Origin of the sequence: Streptomyces sp. NPDC005963 (assembly GCF_040638655.1) — a bacterium.
Classification (GTDB): domain Bacteria; phylum Actinomycetota; class Actinomycetes; order Streptomycetales; family Streptomycetaceae; genus Streptomyces.
Map to the genome: position 1 here is coordinate 59,734 of NZ_JBEXVD010000014.1, position 18,213 is coordinate 77,946.

The window sequence follows — 18,213 nt, forward strand, 5'->3', positions numbered from 1 at the left end:
GGCGGGGGACGGGAGCGGCTACGACCAGTCCTTGCGGATGCCGTACAGGACGTCCTTGGTGCGCCTGGGTGGAGTGGCCCGGATGACCATCTGGTCCAGGACCTCCCGGTAGACCGAGACCTCGATCATCTCCTCGATGTAGGAGGAGCGGGTCAGGCTCTCGCAGTAGATGACGTCGGGAAAGTCGAAACCGTCGAAGCGGAAGAGCGCGAACGGGCCGTAGGCGCCGGGATGGGCACCGGTGCGGAATTCGGCGAGTTGCAGCGCCACATGGGGGATGTCGCAGGTTTCCAGGAGCCGGTCGATCTGTCCCCTCATGACGGCGGTGTCGCCGACGGGCCGCCGAAGGACCGTTTCGTCCATCACCACCCAGAGTTTGGGCGCGTCCGCGCGCCCGAGCACCAACTGGCGCTCCTGGCGCAGCGCGATGCGTCGGTCCAGCTCCCGTTGGTTCACCCGGGGAAAACCCAGACGAAGAACCGCACGGGCGTAGTCCTCGGTCTGGACGAGCCCGGGTACGAAGTGCGGTTCGTAGGTTCTGATCTGGGCGGCGGACGCTTCCAGACTCACGTAGAGGCTGAAGACGTCGGGAAGCACATCGCGGTACTTCTGCCACCAGCCGGAGACGTTGGCCTTCTCGCTGAGATCGAGGAACTCCCGCTTCTCCTTCTCGGTCACACCGTAGAGGTCGAGCATCGCGGCGACGGTCACGTACTTCAGTGCGACCTCCGCCCGCTCGATGCGGGTGACGGTCGTGTGCGCCTGGCGTAGATGCCGACCGGCCTGCTGTGCGGTCATCCCGGCGGCCCTGCGGAGCTTCTGGAGCCGTCTGCCGAGCACCATCTGCAGGACAGTGGGAGCGGACCTCGGCTCGCTCACTCCCACAACCTCCCCTGTTCATCGGCCCTTTGGGGAGCAGTGTGCCATGGGTCGGGCGGGGCGACCGCGGTCCGGCCCGCTTCCCTACCCACGGAGTGGAATTTGCTGATGCGAACACCCGCGGGTGCAGGGCTGCCCGTACTGGCCGTGTCCGTGATCCGAGCACCGGCGGTGGGAAGAGTGGCGTCCGTCTGCTGGACCCGCGACCGAAGTGGGCGCCCACACCGTAGACTCGGCAACCGCTCCCGGCCACGGGAGCTGGACTCGTGTGCGGAGAGGACTGGTTGGCCGTGTGGCAGGAGGCGCCGATCTACGACCGGCTCATAGGGGAGCTCGGTGATGTGCCTACCCAGGTCCGCCGGGAGGCCGAGCGAGTGTTGCGGGAGCTGGAGCAGGTGATGCGCATGGCGACACCGCTGTCCGGCCAGTTGCCGCAGCAGATGTGGCCGCAGCCGCCCCGGCAGTGACGACGACGGCATGTGGGTCGAACCGGGCGTTCTGTCCGGTTCCCCCGGCGTACGACACCGTGACCGGACGATCCGATCACGGGTGATGCCGTACCGGCGCTGAGCTCCGGCCGTTCGCGGGAAGGGCTTCGCTCTTCCCGCGGGGCGGTTCCGTGGTAGCTCGCGGCCGACGGATTGATCTGTTCCGGTCCGCTAAGGCACATTCCGCCTCCCTACGCGACTGCCTACCGGGCCCACCGTCCCGCGATTGCCGTCCCACGGCGTTGCGAAGAGGTGCATTTCCTGTTCTGCCGGCTCGGTGGGCGCCCGTTGTCTTGAACATCCCCCTCGCCTTGAGCGTTCGCCTCGGGGGCAGGCTTCCCCATGGCCTTGAGCGATACCTTTTTCGATGCTCAGACAGGAATAGCTTCATCATCTTCCATTCACTGGTATCCGGCTGCCAGCATCGGCGCACGTCACCGCCGTGAGGGAGAACCCGATGAGAAATCTCAGACGTCTGAGCTGTGTGTCCGCACTGATGGTGGTCGCGCTCGCGACCACTGCATGCGGGCGCTCCGACGGGGGCAGCACCCCGTCCGGCGACAAGTCGGCCGCAGCGGGCAAGTCGGCGGCAGAGCTGTTGCCCGCGGACTTCAAGAAGAGCGGCACCCTGCGGGTAGCGACCGCCGTCGGCTACCCGCCCATGGAGATGTACAAGCCCGGCACCACCGAACTCACCGGGGTCGACCCGGACCTCGCCAAGGCCGTCGCCGACAAGCTCGGCCTGAAGCTTCAACTCACCAACGCCTCGTTCGACGGGCTCATACCCGGGCTGAAGTCCGGCCGGTTCGACCTGGTGATGTCGTCCATGACCGACAGCGCCCAGCGCCGCCAGGCCGTCGACTTCGTCGACTACTTCCGTACCGGTGGCGTGATCATGACCAAGAGCGGCAACCCGGAGGGCATCAAGACCCTGGAGGACCTGTGCGGCAAGACCGTCGTCCTCGCCAAGGGCAGTTCCAATCTGGACATCGGCCAGCAGCAGAACACGAAGTGCACCGAGAAGATGCGGATCTCGCAGAGCGAGGACGCACCCACCGGTCTGCTCCAGTTGGAGAGCGGACGGGCGGTCGCCACCATCGTCGACTACCCCGTCGCCCAGATGTTCGCCGAGAAGAACAAGGCGTACCAGGTCATCCCCACCCAGTACGGGGCCGCGCCCTGGGGCATCGCCGTGGCCAAGGACAAGAGCGGCCTCCGTGACGCCGTGCAGAAGGCCCTCCAGGACCTGATCGACGACGGCGGCTACAAGAAGATCCTCGACTCCTACGGCGTCGCGGGCAGTGCCGTGCCCAAGGCCACCATCAACGACGGGCAGTGAGTTCCGCGGTGAACACCGACACATCCGACGTCAGCAAGACCGGCGTCACCGACGGGGATCTCGACGATCTCTCGCTGCGGGTGACCCGGCGCCCCCGGCCCGGGCGGTGGGTGGCCGTGGCCGCCGCCACCCTGTTCACCGTGTGGCTCGCCTACACCGTGATCATCAATCCCAATCTCCACTGGGACGTCATCGCCGACTACCAGTTCGACGGTGTGATCCTCGAAGGTCTGTGGGTGACGATCCAGCTCACCCTGATCTCCATGGTCGTGGGCATCGTGATCGGTGTCCTCATCGCGGTGATGCAGCTCTCGCAGAGCCCGGTGCTCCGCATCACGGCGAGCGCCTACACCTGGTTCTTCCGGGGCACGCCCCTGCTCGTCCAGCTCATCTTCTGGTTCAACCTCGCGCTCTTGTTCCCGGTGATCAGCATCGGCATCCCGTTCGACGGGCCCAAGCTCGTGGAATGGCAGACCAACGCGGTCATCACCGGTTTCGTCGCGGCGCTGCTCGGTCTCTCCATCAACGAGGGCGCCTATATGGCGGAGATCGTGCGGGCCGGCATCCAGAGCGTGGACCCCGGTCAGCGCGAGGCCGGCGAATCCATCGGCATGTCGAACCGCAAGATCCTCACGCGGGTGGTCCTGCCGCAGGCGATGCGGGTCATCATCCCACCGTTCGGCAACCAGTTCATCTCCATGTTGAAGACGACGTCCCTGGTCTCGGTCATCGCGGGTGCTGATCTGATGACCGTCTCCCAGCACCTGTACCTGGCCAACTTCGAGGTCATCGCCCTGCTCATGGTGGCGTCGATCTGGTACCTCGTGCTCACCACGGTCGCCAGCATCGCCCAACACTTCATCGAACGCCGGTACAACCCCGGCGCCACACCGGTGCGCCGACGGGTCCTGGCGAACCTCAAGCCCGGGCGCACCGCCAAGGGGGCAGCGTGAACGACATCGTCCTGCGGGCCCGTGGGGTCCGCAAGAAGTTCGGTGACATCGAGGTCCTCAGGGGCATCGACCTCGAAGTGCGCACCGGTGAGGTGCTGTGCGTCATCGGCCCCTCGGGATCGGGCAAGTCGACCCTGTTGCGGTGCTTCAACCATCTGGAGCGGATCGAAGCCGGTCGCATCTGGGTGGACGGCGAACTCGTCGGCTACGAACAGCACGGGCCGAACCGTGGAGTGCTGCGGGAGCGCCGTCCGCGCGACGTCCGCAAGCAGCGCGAGCGGATCGGCATGGTCTTCCAACGGTTCCACCTCTTCCCCCACCGCACCGCCCTCCAGAACGTGATGGAGGGGCCGGTCACGGTCAAGGGCCTCCCCCGGTCCCGGGCCGAGCAACAGGCCGTCGAACTCCTGGACCGGGTCGGGCTCGCAGACCGGGCCGATCACTATCCGGCGCAGCTCTCCGGTGGTCAACAGCAGCGGGTCGCCATCGCCAGGGCGCTGGCGATGGAGCCTACGCTGATGCTGTTCGACGAGCCCACGTCCGCCCTGGACCCCGAGTTGGTCGGCGAGGTCCTGGGGGTGATGCGCGATCTGGCCCGCAGTGGCATGACGATGATCGTGGTCACCCATGAGATGGGCTTCGCCCGTGAGGTGGCGGACCGCGTCGTCTTCATGGACGAGGGAGCCGTCGTCGAGGCGGGTCGACCCGACGAGGTGTTCACCGATCCGCGTCACGAACGCACGCGGGCCTTCCTGTCGACGGTCCTGTGATGGGCGACTACGACCTCGTCCTGCGCGGGGGCACCGTCGTCGACGGTACCGGTACCCCCGCCGTTCGGGCCGATGTCGCCGTGCACGACGGACGCATCGCTGTACTGCCCCCGGGAACGCGGACGAGCGCGATCGAGGAGGTGGATGCGACCGGGCAGGTCGTCGCCCCCGGATTCATCGACGTCCACACCCACTCCGACGCGCTCGCGGCACCTCACGGGGCCGATGACGCCGAGGGGGCGATTGAGCGCCTGCGGTTGGCACCCCTGCTCCAGGGGGTGACCACCGAGATCAGTGGGAACTGCGGCATCAGCCTCTTCCCCTCGTTGCCCGAGTTGCTGCCGGAACTCGCCGAGCACGTGCGGGTGTCCTTCGGGTTGGGGACCGTACCGCCGGCCGTGGACTTCGATGCGTTCGCGGCGGGGCAGGACCCCGCGCTACGTCGTACGCACATCGCTTCGCTGGTGGGACACGGCACCCTGCGCGCGGGAGTGATGGGTTTCGATGCGCGCCCGCCCACGGCGCACGAGCTCCACACCATGTGCGCGTTGCTGGACCGGGCGTTGGAGCAGGGGGCGGCGGGGCTGTCCACAGGACTGATCTATCCCCCGGGCACCTATGCCGGCACCGAGGAGATCATCGCCCTGGCGAAGGTGGCCGCACGGCACGGGAAGCCGTACGTGACGCATCTGCGCGATGAGATGTCGCAGGTGGAGAGTGCGCTGGAGGAGGCCCTTGAGATCGCGGTGCGATCGGGCGCTTCCTTGCAGGTGTCGCACCACAAGACGGCCGGTCGTCATGGTTGGGGTGCAACGCTGCGGACGCTGCCGCGGCTAGAGCGGGCCCGTGCTGAAGGCGTGGACGTGTTGTGCGATGTGTATCCGTACACCGCGGGCAGTACCGTGTTGCACGCCATGCTGCCGCCCTGGACCAGTGAGGGCGGTGTGGGCGCCATGTTGGAGCGGTTGCGGCGGCCCGAGCAGCGCGACCGGATCCGGTGGGACATCGAGCACGGGGTGTCGGGCTGGGAGAACACCGTCGGCAACGGTGGTTGGGACCTGATAGCGGTGGCTGCGGCTTCGACGCGGCCCCGGGCGGAGGGCCGGCGCATCGCAGCGTTGGCAGCGGAAGCGGGTGTCGATCCCGTCGATTACGTGTGTGAACTGCTGCTCGCCGAGCGCGGCGAGGTGACCATCATCAGCCACTCCATGCACGAGGACGACGTTCGGCGGGTCCTGGCCAGTCCCCTGTCCATGATCGGCTCGGACGGGGTGCCGAAACCCGGTCGGCCTCATCCGCGCTGGGCGGGCAGCTTCAGCAGGGTCCTCGGCCACTACGGCCGTGACCAGGGTCTACTGTCCCTGGAGAGTGCCGTGCACAAGATGACGGGACTGCCGGCCCGGCGGTTCGGGCTCACCGGGCGCGGTGTCGTCCGGGACGGCGCCCGCGCCGATCTGGTGGTGTTCGATCCGGACACCGTGCAGGACGCGGCGACCTTCGAGCAGCCGTTGCTGGCACCGCGGGGTGTGAGCTCGGTGGTGGTGGCGGGGCGGACGGCGGTGCGCGACGGTCGTCCGACCGATGTGAGGGCGGGAGAAGTGGTGAGGGTTCGATGAGTCTGGCCAGGGTGGTCGCCACCGCGCGACGCTCGGCGGCGCTGCCGTTGGTCCTTGCTGTGGCCGCCGTCGACGTGGACGGGGGCGAGACGGTGGGTCTCGACGAGCAGGTCGTGCTGCCGGTCGCCTCCGCGTCGAAGGTGCTGCTGTTGGCCGAGGTGTCCCGCAGGATCGACGCGGGTGAGTTGCGTCCGGACGAACCGGTGGCGATCCATGAGGCGGATGCCGTGGGGGGTACCGGGCTGCTGTCCCGGCTCAGCCGACGTGACTGGACGGTCGAGGACCTGGCCTGGTTGACCGCGTCGGTCAGTGACAACACTGCCACCAATGCGCTGCTGCGCACGGTGGGCCTGGACTCGACCGCCCGCTTGGCCCAGGTGTTGGGACTGGGGCACCTCGCGCTGCACGACATGGTGCGCGATGTCCGCGGGCCGGAGGTGCCACCCGTCTTCGCCACCGGTACGGCAGGGGATCTGGCTCATCTGCTGGCCCATGCGATGCGGGGCACGATGGTCTCGCCACAGGCGTCGGCCCGGCTGCTGGGATGGATGCGCACCAACACCGACCACGGGTTGGTGCCCGCCCTGATCGCCCACGATCCGTACGCGCCGTTCCCCGGGCCGCCGTCGGGCGGGGAGTTGTTGGTGGCCAACAAGACCGGCACCGACCCGGGGATCAGGGCCGATACGGGGGTCATCATCGGAACGCGACGGTTGGCGTACGCGGTGGTGGCGCACTGGGACACGGCACTCGGGTCCAGTACGGAACGGGCTGCGGTGCATGCGATCCGCGATGTGGGGCGGACCCTGGCCGCGTGTGCCGGACAAGACGTCCACGGCAACTGACGGGGGCGGCTCCCGCTCGGTCAGCGGTGTGGGGCGGGGCCGCTCGGCGTACGGAACGGGAGTCTCACGCCCACTGCGTCTCTAGCAGCGAGCCGACCTCTTGGGCCGCCGCCCGCAGGTCGGTGAGGAACGCACGGAGCAGCGGGTTGCGATTGGTGGCGCGGGTGGCGACCCCGATCCTGCGGTGGAGTTGGGGGTGGTCGAGCCGGCAGACGTGCACGCCCGCCGTGTCACCGAGGCCGAGTGCGGGGACGAGCGCGATGCCCATTCCGGCGCGGGCGAGGTTGATGGTGACCTGGTAGTGGTCGCTGCGGCAGCGGACCCGGGGGAGGAAGCCCTCCGCCGCGCAGGCGCGTTCCAGTACCGGTTCGCCGGTGTCACCGCCGCGCGTACCGATCCATGTCTCCCCCTCCAGTTGGGCCAGCCGTACGGTCGCGCGCTGGCCGAGCCGGTGGCGGAGCGGAACGACGACGAGTTGTGGTTCGTCGAAGAACATCTCCACGTCGACGGCCGCCTGCCGGCACCAGGGGTCAAGGGGGTGTTCAAAGACGACGGCGGCGTCCAACCGGCCCGCCTCCAGGTCGGGCAGCAGTTCGTGCGGTTGGCCGAGGATGAGTTCGAGTTCGACCTGCGGGCGCTGCACGGCGAAGACGGCGAGGGCCCTCGGGAGGAGCTCCAGGCCCGATGAGGCGAAGAATCCGAGGCGCAACAGGCCCGCCTCCCCCGCGGAGTGCCCGCGCAGATCGTCCTGGGCGACGGCCATCAGATCGGCGATCGCCTGGGCGTGTTCGGCAAGTCGCTGCCCGGCGGGGGTCAGCCGCAGGCTCTGCGGTGCCCGTTCGACCAGGGCCACGCCGAGTTCCTGCTCCAGTCGGGCGAGCTGGTGGGAGATCGCGGAGGGGCTCAGGTGGAGTGCCTGGGCGGCGGCCACGATGGTGCCCCTGCGGGCGATCTCCAGCAGGACGTGCAGTCGAGCACTGTTGAGCATCGGGCTAGGTTAGGGCCTTCCTTGCGGGTGCTGTCGACCGGACGGCCCGGGCAGGTGTCCTCACCCGCCCGGGCCCGTGCGGTTCTAGGCGGTCGTAGTGCGTGCCGCCACGAGTTCACCGGCGCCCGAGGGGATGGACACCGCGACGGGGGTGACGTCGGTGTCCAGACGCAGCAGATCGTCCTCCGTCTCGCGGCGGACCACGACGCGGGCGTCACCGTCGCGGACGAAGACCACGGCGGGCCGCGGCAGCTTGTTGTAGTTGGACGCCATCGCATAGCCGTAGGCGCCGGTCACCGGGGTGGCCAGCACATCGCCCACCTGGAGGTCGGCGGGCAGCGCTGCGTCGTCGATGATGACGTCGCCGCTCTCGCAGTGCTTGCCGACGAGCCGGGCGCGCAGTGGACGCGGGGATCGGGGGGCGCGGGGCAGGAACGCTTCGTAGCGGCTGGCGTACAGGGCGGGGCGGAGGTTGTCGCTCATGCCGCCGTCGACGCTGACGTAGGTCCGTACGCCGTCGATGTGCTTGATCGTGCCGACCCGGTAGAGGGTCAGTCCGGCCCGGGCGACGATGGAGCGGCCCGGTTCGACGACGACTTCGCCCTCCCAGCCCGCGCCTCGCGCAGCGTCGCGGACGCGCACGGCCCATTCGGCGAACGTGGGGGCGTTCTGTCCCGCCTCGTAGACGACGCCAAGTCCCCCGCCGACGGTGAGTCCGCAGACTCCCGACTGCGCGGCGAAGCGGGCGACGGCCGCTGCTCCTTCCGCGAGTTCCCGCGTATCCAGCACCTGGGAGCCCACGTGCGCGTGGACGCCCTCCAAGATCATCGCCGAGGAGGCTGCGGCGCGGCGCACGGCCGTCGTCGCGGTTCCGTCCGCGAGGCCGAAGCCGAACTTGGAGTCGCTGCCGCCGGTCCGGATGGATTCATGGGCGCCGGCTGCGACCCCGGGGGCCACCCTGAGTTGGATGCGGGCCGGGGGTAGTTCTCCGGTGGCGTGGAGCCGTTCGATCCGGTCCATCTCGTCGAAACTGTCGACGACGACGTGTCGTACGCGGGCGGAGATCGCGGTGCGCAGTTCGGCCTCGTCCTTGTTGTTGCCGTGGAGCACGATCCGGTCGGCGGGTACACCGGCCCGGAGGGCGACGGCCAGTTCGCCGCCGGATGCGACGTCGAGGAGCATGCCCTCCTCGTGCGCCAGTCGGGCCATGGCGGTGCACAGGAACGCCTTGGAGGCGTAGGCGACGTTGTCGCAGCCGAAGGCGGCGACGGCCTCGCGGCAGCGTCGGCGCAGGTGTTCCTCGTCGTAGACAAACAGGGGCGTGCCGAAGCGGCGTGCCAGTTCGGTGAGCGGGACGGCGCCGACGGTCAGTCCTGCCGGACCCTCCTCGGCCGTGAGGGGCAGCAGTTCTGGCTCGATGGCTGACGACATGGTTCCTCCCCGAAAGCGGACTCCTTGCCATCCTGTGGCCTGACACTGGGGCCACAAAAGCGCATTCTTCTCGTGGTGAGCATCGATTTTTACGATGCTCTGATCGGAGGGGCCGTCATGAACCCGAAGGGTGACCGCTTCGGACGGATTTCGGGTGTCGGTCCACCGGGAGGGTGCCCCGGGCATGGGACCCTCGGCCCGTCGGACGCTCGCCCGAACCCTCAACCCCAACCACGGGAACGCATCCGGCTCGGCCGGGCACGGACGGGTGGCGCGGCGCAGGAGACCCGCGGCCGGAGCCCGGGCCGAGGACCTTGGGCGGGAGACCCGATGGATGTCAGTACGTTCTACGCGCTGTTCTCGGCCACCTGTTTCACCCTGGTGGGGCTCTGGTGGAACGTCGTGCAGAACCATCCTGACTGGCTGCGTTCGGACGCCCTGCGCCGGGTGGTGGGCGGGATCTACCTGTCGTTCCTCCTGCCCGCGCTGATGGGTCTGTTCGCTCAGGTAGGGGGCGTGAAGACGCCGGAGATCTGGCGGGCCAGCTTTGTGGTACTCGCCGTGATCGGCTGTGCGTCCACGGTACGACTGCTCGGCCGTAGCGGCGGGGACCCGGGCGCGGGGTCACTGGCCGTCCCCCAAGTCGTGGCGTGTCTGCTCTATCTGCTGATCGCTGTGGTGGGGGTGGCGCCCGAGGTGGCCGATCCGATCGAGCTGCGCCCCATCCAGGCCGAGGCGATCTTGTTGAGCCTCCTGGTGCTGATGGGGCACGGGCTGGTGTGGCGGTTCATGGCAGGCGTCGGACGCCCCGACCCCGCGTGAGGACGGGCCGGTCTCCCGTACGGCCCCCGCCACGGACCGGTCATAAGGTCGGGGACCCACGGAACCAGGCGCTCCGGGACCGTGCCCCCCGTACGGCGGGCGTGGACACACCGGCTCGATGTGTCCACGCCCCCGGCCTATCGACCCACGTAACGACGGAGGTGTTGTGCCGTCAGGGTGTCCGAGGAGTCGACGAGTTCGGTGGGGGTGCCGGTGAACACCACACGCCCGCCGTCGTGACCACCGCCGGGCCCGAGGTCCACCAGCCAGTCCGCATGGGCCATGACCGCCTGGTGGTGTTCGATCACCACGACCGTGTTGCCCTCGTCGACCAGCCGATCGAGCAGGGCGAGGAGCTTGTCCACGTCGGCCATGTGGAGGCCCGTGGTCGGTTCGTCCAGGATGTAGGTCGAGGACTTCTCGGCCATGTGGATCGCCAGTTTGATCCGCTGCCGTTCGCCTCCGGAGAGGGTGTTCAGCGGCTGGCCGAGCCGGAGGTATCCGAGGCCGACGTCATTGAGCCGCCCGAGGATGGTGTGGGCCTGACCTGACGGGAAGAAGTCGTACGCCTCGGCGATCGACATCCCGAGGACCTCGCTGATGTTCTTCCCGCGCAGTTGGTAGGTGAGCACCTCGGGGGTGAACCGTTTGCCCTCGCACTTCTCGCAGACCGAGGCGACACCGGCCATCATGGCCAGATCGGTGTAGACGAGCCCGAGGCCGTTGCAGTGCGGACACGCGCCTTCGGAGTTGGCGCTGAAGAGAGCGGCCTTGACACCGTTCGCCTTGGCAAACGCCGTACGGATGGGGTTGAGGAGGCCCGTGTAGGTGGCGGGATTCGAGCGCCGGGAGCCCCGGATCGGTGACTGGTCGGCGACGACGACGCCTTCTCGGTCCGCGAGGTAGCCGTGGATCAGGGAGCTCTTTCCGGACCCGGCGACGCCGGTCACGACGGTGAGCACCCCGAGCGGGATCTCGACGCTGACGTCCTGGAGGTTGTGCCGGTCAGCCCCCTTGATGGAGATGTGTCCGCGCGGGGTGCGAACGGTCTCGCGGAGTCGGGTCCGGTGCTCGAGATGGCGCCCGGTCAGCGTGTCGGAGGCGCGCAGCCCGTCGACGTCCCCGCTGAAGCAGATCTCGCCCCCGCCCTCTCCGGCGCCCGGCCCGAGGTCCACCACGTGGTCGGCGATCGCGATGACCTCGGGCTTGTGCTCCACGACGAGGACGGTGTTGCCCTTGTCGCGCAGGAGCAGCAGCAGGTCGTTCATCCGTTGGATGTCGTGCGGGTGCAGCCCGATGGTGGGCTCGTCGAAGACATAGGTGACGTCGGTGAGGGACGAGCCGAGGTGGCGGACCATCTTGACCCGCTGCGCCTCTCCGCCGGAGAGGGTGGAGGCGGACCGATCCAGGCTGAGGTAGCCGAGTCCGATTTCGGTGAGGGAGTCGAGGAGGTGGCGCAGTCCGACGAGCAGCGGCGCGACCGAGGGGTCCTCGATGGTGCGGATGAAGTCGGCGAGATCGCTGATCTGCATCGACGAGCACGCGGCGATGTTCACACCGTCGATCGTCGAGGAGAGGGCGGCTTGGCTGAGGCGCGTGCCTTCGCAATCCGGGCAGCGGGTGAAGACCACCGCGCGGTCGACGAAGGTCCGGATGTGGGGCTGGAGCGCCTCGCGGTCCTTGACGAGCCAGGTGCGCTGGAGCTTGGCGGCGAGTCCTTCGTAGGTGAAGTTGTTGGACCCGACCCTGACCTTGACGGACTCCTTGTGGAGGAGGTCGGCCCACTCCTGCTCGGTGAACTCGTGGAGCTTCTTGTCCGGGTCGAAGAAGCCGGAGCCGGCGACGATGGACCACGGCCAGGAGTCCACCGCATGGCCGGGAATGGTGATCGCGCCCTCGTTCAGGGACTTCCCACGGTCGACGAGTTGGTCGGTATCGATCTGTGATATCTCGCCGAGGCCCTCGCACCGGGAGCACATTCCCTCGGGCAGATTGAAGCTGAAGGCCCCTGACGTGCCGATGTGCGGGGTACCCAGACGGCTGTAGACGATCCGGAGCATGGTGTAGGCGTCGGTGGCGGTGCCCACCGTGGAGCGCGAGTTGGCACCCATCCGCTCCTGGTCGACCACGATCGCGGCACTGAGGTTGTGCAGGCCGTCGACGTCCGGACGGCCGAGGCTGGGCATGAACGACTGGATGAATGCGGTGTAGGTCTCGTTGATCAGCCGTTGGGACTCGGCGGCGATGGTCCCGAAGACCAGGCTCGACTTGCCGGACCCGGACACTCCGGTGAAGACCGTAAGACGGCGCTTGGGAAGGTCAATGTCGACATTGCGTAGATTGTTCTCACGTGCTCCTCTGACCTGAATGACGCTGTGAAGATCGGCGGGTACCTGGGGCGGTGGACTGCCAGCGGCGGACATACGGAAGGGCCTTTCCTTTTTCTTCATCGCGGATCATGGAGAAACGCCCTGCTGGAGCGGGTGCACACGACCTCCCCGCCCCGACCCGTCAGAACGGGGGCGCACTCTCCGCACCCATCTTCGCGCATGGCCGGGAGCGACCCGCCGCGTTGGAGTCGATGAGACTTCTCTCCTTCGGCGGCCACGCGGGCAGCCGCCGGGCGAGACTCGTCGCCAACTGTCCACCGGCATGTCCGCGAAGGGCGACCCAAGCGCACCGGAGGGAAGTGTCGGCACACAGAAGCACCTAAAAGGTCCAGACCTATTGACGGGCTGGTCTAGTCCTTTTAATCTCTGCTCACCTCAGCGGATTTGGTCCTCGGCGTGCGCACGTCCGAACCCAACACGCTGGACCCCCACGCATTTTGAGCGAGGCCGATTCACCCCCGCGCCCCACACGGGCGGCGGGCCCCCCACCAGGAGGACCGACCGTGCTGTCCCTCACCCGTAAGAGAGCATCGCTGCTCGCCGTCGGCGCTGCCGCCGCCGCGCTGGTGGCTAGTTCGCTCTCCCCTGGCGTCTCGGAGGCCGCCTCGCAGGAGGCATGTCGCCCCGACGGCCTCTACTCGACGCCGGGCGTCGACGTCCCGTACTGCTCCGTCTACGACGCCGACGGGCGCGAGAAGATGGGTACGGATCACCAGCGCCGCATCATCGGGTACTTCACCAACTGGCGTACGGGCAAGGACGGCGCACCCGCCTACCTCGTCTCGGACATCCCGTGGAAGAAGATCACCCACATCAACTACGCGTTCGCGCACGTCGACCAGACCAACAAGCTGTCGGTCGGCGCGGACGGTCCGGACAACGCCTCGACCGGGATGACTTGGCCGGGAGTCACCGGCGCCGAGATGGACCCGGGCTACGCCTACAAGGGCCACTTCAACCTTCTGAACAAGTACAAGAAGGCCAATCCCCATGTGAAGACGCTCGTTTCGGTCGGCGGTTGGGCCGAGACCGGCGGCATCCTTCAGGGTGACACCCGGATCAACTCCGGTGGCTTCTACTCGATGACCACCAACGCCGACGGTTCGGTGAACACGGCGGGCATCAACACCTTCGCCGACTCCGCCGTCGACTTCATCAAGAAGTACGGCTTCAACGGCGTCGACGTCGACTACGAGTACCCGACGTCGATGAAGGACGCGGGCCACCCGGCCGACCACACCCTGGCCAACGGCCGTCGTGCGGGTCTCGCCAAGAGCTACTCCGTGCTGATGAAGACCCTGCGCGAGAAGCTGGACCGCGCCGGCGCGGCCGACGGCAAGCACTACATGCTGACCGTGGCGGCCCCTTCGTCGGGTTACCTCCTGCGGGGCATGGAGACCTTCCAGGTGCAGAAGTACCTGGACTACGTCAACATCATGTCCTACGACCTGCACGGTGCCTGGAACGAGCACGTCGGTCCCAACGCCGCGCTGTACGACGACGGCAAGGACAGCGAGCTCGCCGGCGCGAACGTCTACGGCACCTCGCAGTACGGCGGCATCGGCTACCTCAACACGGACTGGGCCTACCACTACTTCCGCGGGTCGATGCCCGCGGGCCGCATCAACGTGGGCCTGCCGTACTACACCCGTGGCTTCAAGAACGTCCAGGGCGGTACGGACGGTCTGTGGGGCAAGGCCGCTGCCACCACGTGTCCCGCCGGGTCGAACCTGACCAAGTGCGGTGACGGTGCGGTCGGCATCGACAACCTGTGGAGCGAGAAGGACACCGCGGGCAAGGAGTCGCCCGCCGGCTCCAACCCGATGTGGCACGCCAAGAACCTGGAGAAGGGCGTCGTCGGCGACTACCTCCCCAAGTACGGCTTCCCGGCGAACACCACGCTGACCGGCACCTACGCCCGCAAGTACGACTCGACGCTGGTCGCGCCGTGGCTGTGGAACGCGCAGAAGAAGGTCTTCCTCTCCACCGAGGACGAGCAGTCCATCACCACCAAGGCCGACTACGTGGTGAACAAGGGCATCGGCGGCACGATGATCTGGGAGCTGGCGGGCGACTACGCCTGGAACGCGACCAAGGGTCAGTACGAGCCGGGTGAGACCCTCACCACGCTGATGTACGAGAAGTTCAAGGCCGCGGCACCCTACGGCGCCAAGAAGTCGAACACCGCGCTGCCCACCGAGGCGGTCAACGTCGACGTCGACTTCGGTCAGTTCGCCCTCGGCGACAGCAACTACCCGATCAGCCCCAAGCTGACGATCACCAACAACACCAAGACGGCACTGCCCGGCGGCACCGAGTTCCAGTTCGACTACGGAACCTCGGCTCCGGCCAACGCCAAGGACCAGTCCGGCTTCGGTGCCACCATCATCAAGAGCGACCACACCGGCAACAACATCGGTGGTCTGAAGGGCGACTTCAACCGGGTCTCCCTGAAGCTGCCGGCGTGGCAGACGGTTGCCCCGGGCGCCTCGGTCCAGCTGGACTTCGTGTACTACATGCCGGTCTCGACCCCCTCCAACTGGACGGTGAAGATCGGCAGCAAGACGTACGCGATCGCCAGTGACCTGGCCCGCGGCACCACCGTGGTGGAGCCCGATGGCGGTACCACCGGCGGAACCACCAGCGGTACGACCAGCGGCACCACCTCGGGCACGACCAGCGGTACGACCAGTGGTACGACTGCCGGCACGACCAGTGGCACGACCAGCGGTACCACCTCCGGCACCACGAGCGGCACCACCTCGGGCACGACCAGCGGCACCACCGCAGGAACCGGCGGCACTTGCACCGCGCCTCCGTGGAACGCGGGCACCGAGTACCCGGGCGGCACCACCGTGTCCCACAAGTCGAAGAACTGGAAGTCGAAGTGGTGGACGAAGGGCGATGAGCCCGGGACCACCGGCGAGTGGGGCGTCTGGACGGATCTCGGTCCCTGCTGACCGGGTGACCACCTCCTGACCCCGTAGACCCGAAGGCCCCCGGCGGCGCAATCCCTGACCTTGTCGCCACCGGGGGCCTTCGTCATACCCACACACCGCGACGGTCGTGACACGACGCCCCGTTCGGGCGCCCGTCAACCGGCCGACGGGGTCGAACCACACCGAATGCCCACCATCCGGGATGACCGGGGAGCGCGGCACGCAGTCACCTCACCATCGAGCACAACCCCGGGTGGAGATCGAGAATGGCCAATAGCTACCAGAGTCTGATGCCCCCAACCGCCGAACGATCTAGCGTCGTTGGCATGGTCAAACTCACCCGGACGGCCACGGCCGTCACCCTCGCCCTGTCACTCGCCGCACCCCTCGCCATCGCCGGCAGCGCCAGCGCCGCAACCGGCGCTCAGGACACCGTCGCCCGCAGCGCACCCGCAGCGGTCGCGGACTTCCCGCGCCTGCCCCGCCCGACCGGGAAGTACGCGGTCGGCAGCACCACCCTCCACCTCGTGGACCAGTCCCGTACGGACCCTTGGGTTCCCAGTGCCGACGGTCGCGAGTTGATGGTCACCCTCCACTACCCCGCCGCCCGTGCGGGCGACGGCCGCCACGCCCGGTACGCCACCGCCGAGGAGGCGAGGCTGTTGGTGGAGGGCAGTCAACTCGGCGGGCTCGTACAGCCGGAGAAGCTCAGCGGGATGCGGACCCACAGCCGGGTCGGCGCCCGCCCCGCACCCGGACAGTTCCCGCTGGTGGTCCTCTCCCCCGGATTCACCGTCTCCCGCTACACCCAGACCGCCCTGGCGGAAGACCTCGCCAGCCGCGGCTACGTCGCAGCTTCCGTCGACCACGCGTACGAGTCCTACGGCATCGCCGTGCCGGGCAACCGCATGTTGACCTGTGTCGCGTGCACGGCGCTGGAAGGGGGCACGCCCGGCAGTGTGGTCACCTCGACCCGGGCCGCGGACGTCTCGTACCTCCTCGATGCGCTGACCGGCCCGGAGCCGGTGTGGCGCAATGCGGACATGATCGACAGCGACCACATCGGCATGGCGGGGCACTCCATCGGGGGTGCGAGCGCCGCCAGCGCCATGATCGCCGATTCCCGGGTCGACGCCGGCATCAACATGGACGGGGGGTTCTGGGAGCCACTACCCCCGGAAGGGCTCCGCGGCCGGCCCTTCATGATGATCGGCACGGAGGAGTCATCGGTGCCCGGTAGCGAGGAGGAGCGCAACTGGTCCGAGACGTACCGCGCCCTCGACGGCTGGAAGCGTTGGCTGACCGTCGCCGGGTCGGACCACATGTCCTTCTCGGACAGCCCACTCATCGCCGAGCACTTCGGTCTGCCCCAGACCCCCCTGCCGGCCAAGCGCGCCGTCAAGCTCACCCGCACCTATGTGGCGGCCTTCTTCGACCAGCATCTGCGGGGCCGGCCGCAGCCGCTCCTCAAGGGCCCCACCGACGCCCATCCCGAGGTGAAGTTCCACACCCCGTGAGCGGGCCGGTGTCACCGGCCCGCGGGGGCGGGTGACACCGATCCCGATGCGGATGCGTTGTGCGGTGGCCCCACGGCGAGCAGCCGTGGGGCCACCGCGTCGTTCGGGCACCCCCGTTCCGGGTCCGCGAGGCGTCCTCAGACGGGTCGGTGGTCCCAGCCCCGTGCCGTACGGGTGAGCTCGCCGAAGCCGTGCCGTAGAAGGCCCTCGATCTCCGTCTCCTCGTCGGGCGTGGCATACGCGAGGAGACGATCGGTGCCGCCCAGGGTCAGCCAGTGACGTGCCTGGCCCAGCAGCCAGGGCAGCAGCTCGGGGTGCGGATCGTCGGGCAGCTCAAGGTCGCAGACGTCCGCCATGCCCGTGGAGCGTGCGTGCCGTTCCGGGCGGTCCAGCGTGGTGTCCAACTCGATGAACGCGATCTCTTCGGCGTCGAGCACGGCACCGATGCGCGTTCCCCAGGAGCCGAGGGTCCTGCGGACGGTCAACCCGAGCAGTGGCGCGGGCCCTGGAGCAGGCAGGTCGACCACCCGGGCGAGGAAGAGGACCTCCGTCCGTCCGGAGTGCACAAAGCCGGCGCGCTCCAGCGCGGAGCGCACGTGGGGCCACTGGTCCGGCACCCCGTAGACGCCCGGAACGGGAAGCCGACCATCCGCGTGCCTCGATCGCACACCCCACCGGTTGAACCGTGCGAGGCAGGCGGCCATCAGGAGATCGGCGACCTGCTCGGCACCGGGCTCCCCATCGGCATCGGGGTGGTGCAGGAACCAGCCGAGGTGGCCGGTGCCCCGGTAGTCCTCGCCGACGTCCGGAGCGCTGCCGTAGCGCAGCAGATGGGCGGCGGCCACGATCCGTCCGGAGTGCTCCACCACGAGGGTGGTGCGCTCGGTGATCCAGGGGTCGGTGACGATCTCTTCGGGGCAGCGTTCCAAGCTACTGAGGACGGTGTTCACCGAGGCGACGGCGCCGGGGATGACGGCGGCGGCGTGCATATTGACCAAGGTGGTGAGCTGATCGCGATCTTCGCGATGGAAGGGACGCACCTGCAAAGAAGCGGGCATGACAGAGCCTCCGTGGAGTGGAAACGGGGAAGGCCGCCATGAGGTGCGGTACGCAAACCACCCTAGCAGCCTGCCGGAACACTCCGTCGAAGGCGCGGTTCGCGACGGCTCGGCGTCGTGTCACCGTATGGGCGGATGAGGTCACGGTGCTGGGTGCCGGGGCAGTGCGGTCCGCCCC

The 18,213-nt window shown here is 68.3% G+C and carries 14 protein-coding genes; 9 read left to right on the forward strand and 5 right to left on the reverse strand.

The features are described from left to right. Positions 1–18 precede the first annotated feature (18 nt). Positions 19–879 (reverse strand): helix-turn-helix transcriptional regulator, encoded by an 861-nt coding sequence (locus ABZ348_RS19820; RefSeq protein ID WP_358934739.1) that lies wholly within the window; start codon positions 877–879, stop codon positions 19–21. Between the two features lie 266 nt (positions 880–1,145). On the opposite strand from ABZ348_RS19820, the gene ABZ348_RS19825 reads away from it, so the two are divergent. The 6 genes from ABZ348_RS19825 (at position 1,146) to ABZ348_RS19850 (ending at position 6,890) form a co-directional block, all read left to right on the forward strand. After that, complete coding sequence (locus ABZ348_RS19825) at positions 1,146–1,346, forward strand: hypothetical protein (RefSeq protein ID WP_358934927.1); 201 nt, start codon at positions 1,146–1,148, stop codon at positions 1,344–1,346. Between the two features lie 478 nt (positions 1,347–1,824). Beyond that, the gene (locus ABZ348_RS19830; RefSeq protein WP_358934741.1) at positions 1,825–2,706 is read left to right on the forward strand and encodes an ABC transporter substrate-binding protein; all 882 of its coding nucleotides are present in this window, start codon (positions 1,825–1,827) and stop codon (positions 2,704–2,706) included. Positions 2,707–2,714: 8 nt separating this feature from the next. Continuing rightward, the gene (locus tag ABZ348_RS19835) at positions 2,715–3,659 is read left to right on the forward strand and encodes an amino acid ABC transporter permease (protein ID WP_358934743.1); all 945 of its coding nucleotides are present in this window, start codon (positions 2,715–2,717) and stop codon (positions 3,657–3,659) included. Continuing rightward, on the forward strand, positions 3,656–4,429 hold the full coding sequence (gene ehuA, locus ABZ348_RS19840) for an ectoine/hydroxyectoine ABC transporter ATP-binding protein EhuA (RefSeq protein ID WP_358934745.1): 774 nt from the start codon (positions 3,656–3,658) through the stop codon (positions 4,427–4,429). Before ABZ348_RS19835 ends, ehuA begins: the two co-directional genes overlap by 4 nt. Beyond that, the gene (locus ABZ348_RS19845; RefSeq protein ID WP_358934746.1) at positions 4,429–6,045 is read left to right on the forward strand and encodes a D-aminoacylase; all 1,617 of its coding nucleotides are present in this window, start codon (positions 4,429–4,431) and stop codon (positions 6,043–6,045) included. The genes ehuA and ABZ348_RS19845 overlap by 1 nt, the downstream gene beginning before the upstream one ends. Continuing rightward, positions 6,042–6,890 (forward strand): serine hydrolase, encoded by an 849-nt coding sequence (locus tag ABZ348_RS19850; RefSeq protein ID WP_358934748.1) that lies wholly within the window; start codon positions 6,042–6,044, stop codon positions 6,888–6,890. Before ABZ348_RS19845 ends, ABZ348_RS19850 begins: the two co-directional genes overlap by 4 nt. A 64-nt stretch (positions 6,891–6,954) precedes the next feature. On the opposite strand, the gene ABZ348_RS19855 is transcribed toward ABZ348_RS19850, so the two are convergent. Next, the gene (locus ABZ348_RS19855; protein WP_358934750.1) at positions 6,955–7,878 is read right to left on the reverse strand and encodes a LysR family transcriptional regulator; all 924 of its coding nucleotides are present in this window, start codon (positions 7,876–7,878) and stop codon (positions 6,955–6,957) included. An 84-nt stretch (positions 7,879–7,962) separates the two neighbouring features. Further along, positions 7,963–9,309: a diaminopimelate decarboxylase gene (gene lysA / locus ABZ348_RS19860; RefSeq protein WP_358934752.1), complete on the reverse strand. Its 1,347-nt coding sequence runs from the start codon at positions 9,307–9,309 to the stop codon at positions 7,963–7,965. 330 nt (positions 9,310–9,639) lie between these two features. Here lysA and ABZ348_RS19865 point away from each other — a divergent pair, with 330 nt between their 5' ends. Further along, positions 9,640–10,131 (forward strand): hypothetical protein, encoded by a 492-nt coding sequence (locus ABZ348_RS19865; RefSeq protein WP_358934754.1) that lies wholly within the window; start codon positions 9,640–9,642, stop codon positions 10,129–10,131. Between the two features lie 137 nt (positions 10,132–10,268). On the opposite strand, the gene ABZ348_RS19870 is transcribed toward ABZ348_RS19865, so the two are convergent. Then, on the reverse strand, positions 10,269–12,554 hold the full coding sequence (locus ABZ348_RS19870; protein ID WP_358934756.1) for an excinuclease ABC subunit UvrA: 2,286 nt from the start codon (positions 12,552–12,554) through the stop codon (positions 10,269–10,271). A 470-nt stretch (positions 12,555–13,024) separates the two neighbouring features. Here ABZ348_RS19870 and ABZ348_RS19875 point away from each other — a divergent pair, with 470 nt between their 5' ends. Both ABZ348_RS19875 and ABZ348_RS19880 read left to right on the forward strand, forming a co-directional pair. Further along, on the forward strand, positions 13,025–15,481 hold the full coding sequence (locus tag ABZ348_RS19875; RefSeq protein WP_358934758.1) for a chitinase C-terminal domain-containing protein: 2,457 nt from the start codon (positions 13,025–13,027) through the stop codon (positions 15,479–15,481). A gap of 305 nt (positions 15,482–15,786) precedes the next feature. Beyond that, the gene (locus tag ABZ348_RS19880; RefSeq protein ID WP_358934759.1) at positions 15,787–16,977 is read left to right on the forward strand and encodes an alpha/beta hydrolase; all 1,191 of its coding nucleotides are present in this window, start codon (positions 15,787–15,789) and stop codon (positions 16,975–16,977) included. A 137-nt stretch (positions 16,978–17,114) separates the two neighbouring features. On the opposite strand, the gene ABZ348_RS19885 is transcribed toward ABZ348_RS19880, so the two are convergent. Continuing rightward, complete coding sequence (locus ABZ348_RS19885; RefSeq protein WP_358934761.1) at positions 17,115–18,035, reverse strand: N-acetyltransferase; 921 nt, start codon at positions 18,033–18,035, stop codon at positions 17,115–17,117. Positions 18,036–18,213 lie beyond the last annotated feature (178 nt).